11 protein-coding genes are annotated in these 12,720 nt (G+C 38.6%); 8 read left to right on the top strand and 3 right to left on the bottom strand.

All coding sequences use genetic code 11. From position 1 onward, the window contains the following. Positions 1 to 8: 8 nt before the first annotated feature. Positions 9 to 824 carry a 3-deoxy-8-phosphooctulonate synthase gene (gene kdsA, locus HS960_RS06600; RefSeq protein ID WP_120334127.1) on the top strand — a complete coding sequence of 272 codons (816 nt, stop codon included), beginning with the start codon at positions 9 to 11 and terminating at the stop codon, positions 822 to 824. Positions 825 to 908: 84 nt separating this feature from the next. After that, on the top strand, positions 909 to 2,003 hold the full coding sequence (locus tag HS960_RS06605) for an SGNH/GDSL hydrolase family protein (RefSeq protein ID WP_153844664.1): 1,095 nt from the start codon (positions 909 to 911) through the stop codon (positions 2,001 to 2,003). 152 nt (positions 2,004 to 2,155) lie between these two features. Here HS960_RS06605 and HS960_RS06610 read toward each other — a convergent pair whose 3' ends face one another. Beyond that, positions 2,156 to 3,457, bottom strand: a complete 1,302-nt coding sequence (locus tag HS960_RS06610) for a DEAD/DEAH box helicase (RefSeq protein WP_153844663.1) — start codon at positions 3,455 to 3,457, stop codon at positions 2,156 to 2,158. Between the two features lie 53 nt (positions 3,458 to 3,510). After that, entirely contained in the window at positions 3,511 to 3,840 is a 330-nt protein-coding gene (locus HS960_RS06615; RefSeq protein ID WP_153844662.1) for a DMT family transporter, read from the bottom strand. A 152-nt stretch (positions 3,841 to 3,992) separates the two neighbouring features. Between HS960_RS06615 and HS960_RS06620 the strand changes: the two genes are divergently transcribed. The 6 genes from HS960_RS06620 (at position 3,993) to HS960_RS06645 (ending at position 11,486) form a co-directional block, all read left to right on the top strand. Next, positions 3,993 to 6,239, top strand: coding sequence for a tetratricopeptide repeat-containing sensor histidine kinase (locus HS960_RS06620; protein WP_153844661.1), 2,247 nt, complete (start codon positions 3,993 to 3,995; stop codon positions 6,237 to 6,239). A gap of 12 nt (positions 6,240 to 6,251) precedes the next feature. Next, the gene (locus HS960_RS06625) at positions 6,252 to 6,884 is read left to right on the top strand and encodes a response regulator (protein ID WP_182331894.1); all 633 of its coding nucleotides are present in this window, start codon (positions 6,252 to 6,254) and stop codon (positions 6,882 to 6,884) included. 314 nt (positions 6,885 to 7,198) lie between these two features. Beyond that, positions 7,199 to 8,479: a hypothetical protein gene (locus HS960_RS06630; RefSeq protein ID WP_182331896.1), complete on the top strand. Its 1,281-nt coding sequence runs from the start codon at positions 7,199 to 7,201 to the stop codon at positions 8,477 to 8,479. 65 nt (positions 8,480 to 8,544) lie between these two features. Next, positions 8,545 to 9,549 (top strand): YihY/virulence factor BrkB family protein, encoded by a 1,005-nt coding sequence (locus tag HS960_RS06635; protein ID WP_182331898.1) that lies wholly within the window; start codon positions 8,545 to 8,547, stop codon positions 9,547 to 9,549. Between the two features lie 67 nt (positions 9,550 to 9,616). Further along, positions 9,617 to 10,156 (top strand): helix-turn-helix domain-containing protein, encoded by a 540-nt coding sequence (locus HS960_RS06640; protein WP_159726505.1) that lies wholly within the window; start codon positions 9,617 to 9,619, stop codon positions 10,154 to 10,156. Positions 10,157 to 10,262: 106 nt separating this feature from the next. Then, entirely contained in the window at positions 10,263 to 11,486 is a 1,224-nt protein-coding gene (locus tag HS960_RS06645; RefSeq protein ID WP_159726507.1) for a retropepsin-like aspartic protease, read from the top strand. 65 nt (positions 11,487 to 11,551) lie between these two features. On the opposite strand, the gene HS960_RS06650 is transcribed toward HS960_RS06645, so the two are convergent. Continuing rightward, positions 11,552 to 12,709 carry a Gfo/Idh/MocA family protein gene (locus tag HS960_RS06650; protein WP_153844655.1) on the bottom strand — a complete coding sequence of 386 codons (1,158 nt, stop codon included), beginning with the start codon at positions 12,707 to 12,709 and terminating at the stop codon, positions 11,552 to 11,554. Positions 12,710 to 12,720 lie beyond the last annotated feature (11 nt).

The following is a 12,720-nucleotide window of genomic DNA, read 5'->3' on the forward strand; positions in this document are numbered from 1 at the left end:
ATAATTATATGATTAATAAATACATTCCCGAAATAAAGAATGGGACATCGCAGAATTTCTTTTTAATGGCGGGGCCCTGTGCAATTGAGGGAGAAGAAATCGCTTTGCGTATTGCTGAAAAGATTGTTACAATTACAGATAAACTTAATATTCCTTACATTTTCAAGGGATCCTACCGCAAGGCCAATAGATCCCGTCTAGATTCATTTATGGGAATAGGTGATGAAAAGGCGCTGAAGATTTTGGAAAAAGTTGGAAAAACTTTTGGTGTGCCCACGGTGACAGATATCCATGAGAGCCACGAGGCAGAAATGGCAGCCGCATACGTTGACGTTCTTCAAATTCCGGCATTTTTGTGCAGACAGACTGATTTATTGGTTGCAGCGGCAAAAACGAATAAGGTGGTCAATGTAAAAAAAGGTCAGTTTTTGAGCGCTGGATCTATGAAATTTGCAGTAGATAAGATCGTGGAATCTGGAAATGAAAAGGTTTTTTTAACTGATCGTGGCAATACATTCGGCTATCAGGATCTCATTGTAGATTATCGAGGGATTCCCGAAATGCGTGCTTTTAACGTACCCACAGTGATGGACTGTACACATTCCTTGCAACAACCGAATCAGACTTCTGGCGTAACAGGAGGAAAACCAGCTTTAATTGAAACAATAGCAAAAGCTGCAATCGCCGTGGGAGCTGACGGTCTGTTTATAGAAACACATCCTGATCCGGCAAATGCGAAATCTGATGGCGCCAATATGTTACATTTGGATTTACTTGAAGGCTTGATGGAAAAACTTGTACGAGTTAGACAAGCTATTTTATAGTATAATAAATAAATCACAATAGAAAGGAGCCAATAGGCTCCTTTTTTATAATCAATTATATCAAACTTAAAGCCAAATTATTGTATGTTATCAAAAGTTGCGTTGACAGCGTTTTTTCTGTTGTCTTTTTCTGCCATCAAAGCGCAGGAGAATTATAGTTGGTTTTCTCCACTAGAAGATAAGCATGTGGAAGGTCGGTTGGAGAATCAGAAGCTTTCAGCCTTCAACAGGCTTCCGGATGAATTGGAAAGTCAGGTACGTAAACCTGTATGGGAGCTGGGGAAGAATAGCGCCGGATTCTATATTGACTTTCAAACTTCTTCACCTGAGATTACAGTTCAATACCAAGTTGCGGGAGGCTTAAATATGCCCCATATGCCCACGACAGGTGTTAGTGGGCTGGATCTTTATGCTTATGATACAGCAAAGAAGGAATGGAAATGGGCTTATGGTAGTTATGATTTTTCGGATACCATTTCTTATACGTGGAAGAATATTGGGCGCAATGAAAAATTTAATTACCGCTTATATCTTCCGCTCTACAATACAGTTAAGTGGTTAAAGATTGGTGTGCCAAATACGGCTAAATTAACGTATACTCATACCACAGCGGCAAAGCCTATTGTTGTCTATGGAACCTCGATTGGACAGGGGGCCTGTACAAGCCGTCCTGGTTTGGCTTGGACCAGTCAGGTAGGAAGGGCATTTAATCACGAAGTGATCAATTTATGTTTCTCTGGAAATGGTCGACTCGAACAACCTATTTTAAATATGATGAACCAAGAAGATGCCGCCTGCTATATTCTCGATTGTATTCCCAATCTGGCTATTTCGAAATCGTTAACAGAAACACAATTGGATTCTTTGTTGGTCCATGCAGTGACATTTTTAAGAAAAGAACATCCTACAACGCCTATTATTTTGACGCAGCATAGTTCGGGGAATATAGCCGAAGTCTTTAATGAAGATAAAAATGCAGAATATCAGCAAAGCAGCCGGGTACTGAAAGCGACGTTTGAAAAATTACAATCAAAAGGAATTCGTCAGCTTTTCCTATTGTCGAGCCAAGAGCTTAATCTGGATCTGAATTCAACTGTAGACTATGCCCATCCAAATGATCAAGGTATGGACAGAATCGCAAATGCGTATATTAAATTGTTGAAGAAAATTCTAAAGTAGGCTGCCGCTAACGGCGCCTTCACGATATTGGCGTTCAGAATTTATTATATCGATAGACTTGTATACGAAATAGATTTATTGGATTAGCAGACATCCCTCAGCAAAAGAAATAAAAATAGAAAAGGGAAGTTTTAAACTTCCCTTTTCTATTTTTATTTCTTTTTCATTTTCATCGTCATTTTTGCCTTTTCGCCCCCCCCATAATTAAAGGTCTTGGCATTGCTTTCTTTCTTTTGGTGAAAAGCACCGCCACGGGAAAAATCTTCTTTATTATCTTCCTCCTTGCTGGACTTTTTCTTTTTGTCGGTGATGTGATTATAGATCGCAAGATCCTCTGGCAATTCCAAAACATCCATTCTTTTACCGACGGCCTGTTCTATTTTTTTGACCATTGGTAATTCCAGATCTGTTGTGAAAGTCAACACGACCGATTCTTCATTTTCGTCATTTTTAACAAGATGATTTAAGAATTCCTCCTTTTCATTCGGTAACTCAAATTGAAAAATGAATGGAATAGCGGAAAGGTCCACATCGTTTGTATTTTCCCGAGCAATAATCAAGACACGAGATTGACTATTTTCTTTGAAATCTTCCATGTTGTCATAGCCAAAATCATCGTAGAACAATGGATTGAGGATAGCAATTTCTTCTTTATTGCTACTGAACAAACTGCTGGCCAACTTTTGTGCAGTAAGCTTAGAGTTCACAAAGACGACTACTTTTTGAAATACTTCTTTATCCTGCAACAGAAGATTTAATAAATTGATCTTTGTTGTGAAATTAGGAACATGATATAATAGTAGATCTAGGGTATCGACAATGTCATTCTCAAGTTCATCTATTTCGACTGAGGCACAATTTTCATTCATGAAATTGTCGATCATGTCATAAAGTTTTTGGTGTTCAACAGTACTGAAAACCAAATGTTGTACTTTTCCGCAGCTTTCGGCTAATTCCCTTACTGTATTTTGCATTCCTTGCTTGATAATCTCCTCAGCATCATCAATAATTAATGTCTGAATACGGTTGAGATTCAAGGCCAATTTAAGATAGATAGCTCTTGCACGATTTGGAGTAGCTACAACGATGTCTTTTCCATCGACCAGTTCTTCGATTTCTTCTTCCATGCTGCCTGAAGACCGCAATCCAATGATGCGAAGATCTTTATTTTTGCTTAATTGGTAGAATCTCTCAACAATTTCGTCGATACGTTCTTCATTAGGCGCCAAGATCAAAAACTTCGGAGCTTCATCTGTTGTGAATTTCAACTTCATCAAGGTAGATAAGACATAAGTTGTGGTTTTGCCAGCACCTTCCGGAGCGATGGCAATCACATCCTGTCCACCAAGAATTCTGGAAATGCATCTACTTTGAATTTCCTTTGGAGCCAGATAACCGAGTTCAGTCATCGCAGCAGTCAATCTTTTGCTAAGTTTTAGTTTCTCTAACGACACGTATCCTTTTATTTATGTAAGTTACAAAAGTACAAATTTAGATCTTAGATCAGCTAATGTGTGCCCATTTTTGAAAATAGATTGATAATAATGACTCCAACGACAATCAAGACCATGCCAATAATGGCTGCTGTATCGGGGATCTGTTTGAATAAGAACATACCAATCAGTGTAATGGCTACAATACCAACGCCAGACCAAATTGCATAAGATATTCCGACAGGCAGGTATTTAAGTGTGATACTTAAAAAATAGAAGGCAATGATATAACCTACAATACAGATAAGGGTAGGTTTTATAAGGGTAAAACCTGCAGATTTCTTTAAGAAAGTGGTTGCAAATATCTCAGCGGCTATGGCAAGAAAAAGATAGATGTACTTCATTGTTACAAAGGTACAATTTTTTGTTTGGTAAGGTTCGATTAATTAGGTCAATAACAGCGAGAAGTTAAGTTATTTTAGAGATAATGAATTGCGTATAAGGGTAAATTTATCTAAGTTTGGCCAATTCACATAGCTAGAGCAATTATTTTTTTATGGGGCATATTCAAAATTTTTGGAGATCGGTACTGATATTTTTTACCTTTTTATGTTTCTGTTGTACTGTTTTTGCCCAAGAACAACTGCAGGAGTTAAAAAAATCATATTACAGTCTTCCCTTAGGAAGCAAGGAACGTTTTGTATTAACAGGAAAATATGCACAGGCTTTATATTTTAATAATGAGAAAGCGCTGGCTAGTCAATTGCTTAATGATAATATTCAGTTGGCCAGAAATTATCCTGACAAACAATATTATGCCTACTTGAATTGTATTGCTGCCATGAATAGCTTCAACGATCATGCGTTTGAAAAATCACGCTATTATTTAGAACATGCTAAATCTGTGCTCCCCATAGTTAGCGATAATGGAATTAAGGGTTATGTCCATTATTGTGATGGATGGGTTATGACACGGCAGAATAAGGAAGATGAGGCTGTTTCCCAGTTCCATAAAGCAATTTCATTTTTGGAGAAGGCGCCACAGACTGAGACAAATATCGCCCGAAAATTGGCGGTTTATAAGGAGCTTACAGCTATCTATGCCAATCAGCGTAACTATGATTTCCAGGAGAAGTATACATCGCTTTTGTTGGAAACGGCTAAGGAAGGGAAAAATATCAATAGTTTATTTGATGCCTACATGCAAGCTGGTTACTTATTTGAAGAGGAGTATAGATCAAATAATGCAGATCGCAATTTATTGAGAAAAGCTGAGCACCATTATCTTGAGGCATATAATTTGGTAAAAAATAATGAGAAGAATCTGGTTAATCCGACTGATCTAGCGTATGTTTCTGTTAATTTGGCGAATCTGTACCATGAGTTTTATCCTGATAATGGCGGTAAAAAAGCAATATCATATGCGAAACAGGCCTTAAATATCGCCGCCGAAACAGGCCAGTATGCGATTACAATACCTGCATATGGCGTCTTGGCAGATGAATCTTTTAAATTGGGACGTCGGGAGGAAGGTAAAAAATATTTACAGCAAGCACTGTATAATCTTCAACAAGAGCCTCATTATGACTACCAGGTAGGGTTAAGCCTGTTTAGCAGATTGGCCGAAGTAAGTGTGGAAGAGGGAAAATATGAAGAAGCTTTCAACTATCAAAAAAGCTACATTGACGTCTTTGAAAAGGCATTTAATTCGGACAAACTGGATAAGACGAAGCAGCTGGAGCTGAAGTATGAGCGCGAACTGCAAAACCAAAAATTAATGCGGCTTCGACTGGAAGGGGAGAAAAAGGAACAGCAGATCAAGTTGATGAAAGCATTGAATGATAGGCAGCATCAACTGGTGGAGAATCTGAAGTTAAATGAATTGAATCGAACCCAGCAACTTAAAGTATTACAGCTTGAACGCGATAAAAAGGAGCAGGATCTGCAATTAAGCCGACTGGAAAATGAACAGCGCTTACAAGAGCTTGATGTCTCCAAAAAACAGATTGCTTTCAAATCACGGATGAATTCGATCTATATCTGGTTATTTATCAGTTGTTTGATCGTGATCGTATTGTTGTTTTACGCCTATTGGCAGCGATCAAAAGCATTGAAGCATAAGGAACATTTGCATGAACTTGAAATAGAAAAGAATAATCAGCAACATGCCATTAAAAATCTAACTGCGATGCTTGCAGGAGAGGAGAAGGAGCGGACCCGCCTTGCCCGAGATTTGCATGATGGCTTGGGTGGTTTACTTTCGAGCACCAAATTGGGATTATCAGCCATCAATAAAAATACTTTAGAACAGGAATCCATGAAAGAAGGGATCGACCGAAGTATTGATTTGCTGGACGGGGCTGTCGATGAACTTCGTAGGCTTGCACATAATCTTATGCCAGATTTAATTGTAAAATATGGTTTGAAAGAAACTTTAAGAGACTATGCGGGCCGAATGAGTCAATCTACATGTCAAGTTGAATGTGAATTTTTACAATTTGAATCAACCTTAAGTACGGAACAGGAGATTTTTTTGTACAGAATTATTCAAGAATTGGTGAATAACGCATTGAAGCATGCTAATGCGGCCAACATTTTAATACAGCTTTCTTCACATAATAAACGTTTACATATTACAATTGAAGATGATGGCAAGGGTTTTGATATGGAAAGTGTCGATTTGCAGCATTCTGCAGGAATGCACAATGTGAGATCAAGACTTTCATTTCTACAAGGAGAGATGAAGATTATGTCGGAGAATGGAGCGGGTACAACCATAGAATTGGAATTACCCATGATTTAACTTTTTGGAAAAATGATAAAAATAGCGATTACAGACGATCACCCTTTGCTACTTGAGGGATTGAAAAACATTATAAATGCGCATGAGGATTTTGAAGTAGTGGGCATGTATTCGAGTGCGACTGAACTGTTCCATCATATTGCTACTGATATGCCATTGGTATTGCTACTTGATATCAATCTACCAGATGCTAATGGTATCGATTTGGTTAAAGGCCTGAAGGAAAGCAATAAGGATTTAAAAATTATTGCGTTTAGTGTCCACAATGAATTTGCAGTGATCAACAGCATTTTAAATGAGGGTGCCAATGCCTATTTACAGAAAAATGCAAATGGTGATGAAATACTTGCTGCCATTTCCGCTGTTCTTGTTGGAAGAAGATATCTGTGTGAAAAAACTCAGACCATCTTGAACAAGAAGGTGGAAATGGGGCTTAGGCAGGTACCAAAATTGACACGTCGTGAGAAAGAAGTGCTTACTTTCGTAGCACAAGGAATGACAACAAATCAAATTGCAGATTCATTGTTTATCAGTTCACATACAGTAGAAAGCCATCGCAAAAATCTAATGGAGAAATTTCAAACCAAAAGTGTTACTGCTGCAGTAAAATCGGCTATAGAATACGGATTAATTCGGGAAACCTAATTAAATTCCCCAATTCCCTGATTTCAGGGATGAAAAGATCTCCAGGCATTTGATACTTTTGCTATTATTGATTTAAAATAGAAGGTATCAAGTGCATTGCTGAAACCCAGTATTTTACGATATTTCAAGAGATAGCATCGTTTCAGTCTTCGATTCATTGATCTATTTTAAATAGAATATGTTTCAGAACAAAATTTCAAATCTAGGTTTTTCTTAGGGCGCCCAATATTGCGAAATCTAATTTTTTTAGCTTGGGGGATCTATCAGGCGAGCCTTTACGAGATAAACAACCAAAAATTACTGATTCAATTGATATGATTAAAAAAATAATACTTTGGACGATAGCTGTCCTCGTACTTTTGGTGATTGTCGCCTGGGGCGGATATATACTGCGACAGCAAGAATCCTACAAATCATTGGTTCATAAAAAAAGTAAGGCTTTGTTGACCGTATCATTGGATGATATCCTTTTGAATCAGTTTTTTAATAAATGGCAGTCAGCGCCGAAAGAGGGGCAAGATTTTGGTAAAAAACTACGTAAACTCAAAGACAATGGAATTGATATCAAAGCGAATGTATTTCTTTTTGCTTTGGAGCCCCACCCCAAAAACTTTTATGTTTTTTTTCAGCTAAAGGATAAACAGCAATTTTTGAACTTTCTAAAAGATGTGATACAGGTTGGTGCGGTGGAAAGTAATTTAGCCCCTGATGTGAGCTATGCTTATCATCAACCGAGCAAAATCGCATTTATCTGGAAAGGGGATGATCTGCTGCTAAGTCTAGGCTTTGATCTTGATACAAAGAAGAACGAAATGCTGCAGCTAATTCAATCAAAAGAAGACCGGGTTACCATTGAGCAATTTATTAGCCGTCCAAGTACATTGACAGGTAAATCACTGCGTTATAGCGATATTTCAACAGATAATTTTATTGAACTTGATTTGAAAGGAGACCATGTCGATGTGTCTGGCGAATTTTTCTCAACAGATTGGAACTTTCCGAAGGAATATCTTGTTAGAGAACTCGTTTCCGCAAAATACATTGGTAAAGCTTGGATCAATATCCCAAATAGTCAACTTAAAAATCAGCTAAAACAACTATTTAGCGAACTTCCTATAGCCGCTGATTCTATTATGGCACATTTGGATGGAAATTACGTCGATATTGAAATTTTGAAAAATAAGGTCATTCAAACAGATACCATTGTTAATTATGCGGTTGACGAAAATTTCGAAACGATCGAAGAGAAAACACCCTACGAAACGAAAGTTCCCGAAGTAAGATTAGCCATGCGTGGAGATAGCGACATGCGCAGGTTCCTACCCAGTAAATTATTTTATCAATGGTTTCAAAAACAAGATAATGGATTTAGTCTGTTGTCCACGTCAAAGGATATTGATAAACTTAATGTGGCTTACAATAAGACAGCTGAGCTATCCCATGTGGCAGTTCATTTGGCGGATTGGCCAAATGAAGCTAAAATATCACCGATTCTATTATTGAAAACTATCGCTTCAGATATTACGGTGAGTCTGAAAGTTGTAGACCACAATCGCTTGGTTCTCCAGGGAACTATAGTGGACTACTCGCATTAAAACACACTAATCACAAACTTTCTTCGCTTCTCAATGGTTTGTTCTTGAGTACAAAGTACAAGAACATGGATAAACGAACTAAAAGTAAAAGTATGGTGAAAACCTATTGGCGAATTTTAAAGAGTACGGTCTCGGGATTTTTGAATGAGGATTCGATGAAGTATAGTGCTTCATTATCCTATTATACTGTTTTCTCTATTGGCCCAATATTGGTTTTAATGATTGCCTTAGCCGGAATTTTTTATGGTGAGGATGCGATTGAAGGGAAAGTATTCTTGGAACTCCGTGGATTGGTGGGAAGCAGTGCTGCAAAACAGATTCAGGAAGTTATTCAGAATTTGCAACTTTCGGGAAAGTCAAACCTGGCATTGCTTGTCAGTGGTATTACATTGATTTTAGGAGCAACGACTGTTTTTGGGGATATACAGAATTCGATCAATAAGATTTGGCATGTAAGGGCGAAGCCGAAAAAAGGCTGGTTAAAATTGATTCAGGATAGATTATTGTCTTCATCTTTGGTGATTGGATTGGGGTTCTTGTTAGTTGTTACATTGATTGTAAATGGTGTAATATTAGCATTGACAGATCAGCTACAGCATTATTTCCCGGACATAACGGTGATGTTAATGGATGGGATTAACTTTGCATTGTCCTTCGGAATTATATTCTTGTTATTTAGTGTCATATTTAAAGCGCTTCCGGATGTCAATATACATTGGCGGACAGTAAGGGCGGGGGCCTTATTTACTTCAATTTTATTTGTATTGGGACGTTATTTAATTGGAGTCTATCTGGAGCATTCTGCAACCCAAGATACCTATGGAGCGGCAGGTTCATTTGTGCTGATCTTACTTTGGGTCTACTACACAGCAGCCATTTTATATTTTGGTGCAATCTACACGAGGGAGTATGCTACTGTAATGGGAATCCCTATTGAACCCTCACAATATGCCGTGCATGTTGAAACGCAGGAAATTGAGCGTAATGTAACCGAAATACCTCCCGCCCCGTTAACACAAGAGGAACAGACAATTACCGAGCAGGACGCTAAGATTCCCAATAAACCATAAACCTTAGATTTACTGAATTCTTACCACCAAATTCTGTAAATTTGATGGTAAGATCGATCTATTGTTTATGAACAAATTACAATCATTACGTGAGAAACTCAATTTAACCCAAGAGGAACTAGCGCATAAATCAAGTATTTCAGTTAGAACAATTCAGCGGATTGAAGCGGGGCAGTCGCCAAAGGGCTACACCCTTCGTGCACTTGCTCAAGCGTTGAATGTGGACGAATCGGAGTTTTCTGCATATGATATGCCTCTTGAATCCGAAAATCTCACATGGATCAAGATTATCAACCTTTCTTCCTTACCCTTTTCTATATTGCCTCCATTAAATGTTTTGGTGCCCATTGCAATCATGCTGTTCAAAAAACAGCATTCGTATAAGGTCCGTCAGTTAATCTCCATTCAGATCGTATCTACCTTAATCGCGGTGTTACTGATGCTTGTTATTTTTATACTCAACGATTGGCTAGGTGTTAAAAGCAATGTGAAATTGCTTATTCCGCTATGTTGGATCCTTATGAATATAATCGTTATACTGCGAAATGCGATCGGATTAAATAAAGGTGATAATTCACGGATTTTGCCCGATATTAGTATTTTATAGCGACTATTATACAATTGTCGGGTAGCTGTCGGGACATTGTCGGGTAGCAAAAGGATGTTCATCTTTTAGTATTTTTTTTCTTTGATCTTGAAAAAAAAGCAAAATTATGAAAACAGACTATCAAAAAAAGCAAAGCCATCTTGCCTTGGCTATCTTTGTTATTATTCTTTCTCTTTTTACGATGACAAACGTCTTTCCACAAGATAAGATACCTTTGATCAAAGCTTCATCTGAGAGAGCTGGTATTAAAGACGGCGCCTATTGCCATGTCGACTGGAAATTAGACCCTAAAGCAGACCCTGATGTCTATTTCGTGAATATTCCAACAAAAGAAAGTACAGTCGTTTTCAAAACAGATCAGGAGGAATTAACTGTTATGACTAAACCCGGAGCGATGTATGATTTCATAGTACTATTGAACGGCACGGATTCTTGTCACATTCGTATAAAGACTCAACTACCGCTTGACCTACCCGTATTGGATCGAAACGAGGCGTTTCCTATGCGAATACCTTTTCGTCTTATTGGTTCACGGATTTTCCTGAATGGAACAATTAACAAGAAAAATGTTGCGATACAGTTTGATTTAGGAGCAGGGACAGGTGTTGTCAATAGAAATAACTCAAAGCAGCTAGATTTATCATTTTCATCGTTTACGACAGTTGTGAATACCGATGGGATCAATAGTGAGCGGACAAGCCTAGGCAATCAATTGCGTATTGGGCCGATGGTTTGGAAAAATGTGTCAATGACAGAAGTCGGAAATATGAAGTCCTTTGAAGATCTTATTATTGGTAACAGTTTCTTTCGAAATCACATTATTGAAATCGATTATGACAAAATGGAATTGGTAATTCATCGCGATCTCCCCGGCAAAGCAAAGAAATATACAAAGCTTCCGGTATTCTATGAGCAAAATCGACCCAAGTTTAAAGCTGCTTTTAGACATAACCAACGACACTATGATTTTTGGTTCCTTTTTGATACGGGCCGTGATGGTACGATGCTGTTAGGGGAAGATTTTACAGGTATAGGTCATAATTGGACCGATCTAGAGCCGCTTACCATGATCAGTAACCGTAAGATTATCCGTTTGGATGCTTCAATAGCTGGTGTTGAATTTAAAGACATTGTGACGAATGCCGCTGATCCAGCCAAGCTTAATGGCAGACCAAGCTTGTTCGGAAATCAGATTCTGAACCATTTTAATGTTATTTTGGATAATCAGGAAGGATTTCTTTATCTGAAACCAAATGGTAGGATCAAGGAACCTTATTCAAACTATGAGGGATATTTGAAACAGATGTCTCAGTCAATGCAGAAAAATTAAAGTGAGCAGCCAATGTCGTTTGTTCAGGGAGCAAATGACATTGGCTACTTGTGGTAACTATATATCTAACGAATGAAATTGGTCCATTTTTGTGCTGATTTTCCCGAGGCAATAACAGTTTCTAGGAACTTCATGCCACGCAGACCATCAGCTACAGTAGGAAAATCAGTATCTTCTTCTCGCGGATCTATACCTTGCATAGATGCCAATAGTGTGGCTGCAAAATTTCTATAAATATTGGCAAATGCTTCTATATATCCTTCGGGGTGACCGGCCGGTAGACGGATGTTGTGTTTGGCGATTGGTGAAAGGTACTGTTGACCTGCACGAAATAGCTGGGTCGGCGCATCGAGCTGTTTAAAGATGAGTGTATTTGCATCCTGTTGGTTCCATTCCAATCCTCCAAGTTCACCATATACTCTAATTTTTAACGCATTTTCTTCACCTGCAGCAACTTGGGATGCCGATAGCACACCCGTGGCTCCATTTTCAAATCCAAGTAATATGTTGCCGTCATCTTCAAGTTTTCTTCCGGTCACAAATGTTTGAAGGTCGGCACACATTTTAGTGATTTTTAAACCTGAAATATATTCTGCGAGGTGGGCAGCATGTGTTCCAATATCGCCCATACAACCACTTTTTCCACTCTTTTCGGGATCTGTACGCCAAAAGGCCAGAGAAAGACCATTTTCGATCATCTTACTGAGCCAACCCTGCGGATACTCGACCATAATCTTTCTAATCGAACCTAATTGGCCCTCTTTGACAAGATGACGAGCTTGTTTTACCATCGGATAGGCAGAGTAGGTGTATGTAACACAGAGTATTAATCCTGTTTCAGCTACTTTTTGTTGGAGCAATTCGGCCTGTTCTGTTGTCAGAGTCATCGGCTTTTCAAGCACGACATGGAAGCCATGTTCCAGAGCCATCATTGCTGGTTCAAAATGAGCAAAATTTGGCGTGACTATGCTGACAAAGTTCATGCGGTCATCCGCCGAACGTTTACTTTCCTCGACAATCATTTCCTGGTAACTTCCATAGCTCCTTTCCTTCGGAAGCCCTAAAAGCGCGGCGGATTCTCTTGCGACAAGGGGATCAGCGCTCAGTGCTCCGCAACATAATTCAATCTGACCGTCAATTCCAGCAGCCATACGATGTACCGCCCCTATGAATGCATTTTTTCCACCGCCGACCATGCCCATTTTTAGTTTTGTATTGCGCATAAAGTTGATTT

Source organism: Sphingobacterium paramultivorum, assembly GCF_014109745.1.
Classification (GTDB): Bacteria; Bacteroidota; Bacteroidia; order Sphingobacteriales; family Sphingobacteriaceae; genus Sphingobacterium; species Sphingobacterium paramultivorum.